General features: G+C 39.3%; 1 protein-coding gene. It reads left to right on the forward strand.

The features are described from left to right. Positions 1-275 (forward strand): primosomal replication protein PriC (gene priC / locus AAEY88_RS13510; RefSeq protein WP_350563213.1); only part of this gene is annotated, 275 nt, incomplete at both ends.

Genomic DNA, 275 nt, shown 5'->3' on the forward strand with positions numbered 1-275 from the left:
ACGCCAACAAGTTGCAACGCTAAAACAACAAGCTGAGCAATTTGATAAAGCTAAACTTTTTTCTAAAAATCGTTACATGCAAGCACAACCTAGCTTGTTTGACCGCGCAGTTTTTAGTACCAAAAGCATGAACCTAGTCGATTACGTAAGAGAAATAGAAGACGAAGTTTCAAGGTTACCACCAAGCGAGCATCGCCATGCTTATACCTACGCGCTTGAACGTATTGCTGCTCAAATACAAGCTGTATTCAATGTTATTAAATCAACGCCTATTT

Source organism: Psychrobacter sp. CAL346-MNA-CIBAN-0220 (assembly GCF_040309805.1).
In the GTDB taxonomy this organism is placed as follows: domain Bacteria; phylum Pseudomonadota; class Gammaproteobacteria; order Pseudomonadales; family Moraxellaceae; genus Psychrobacter.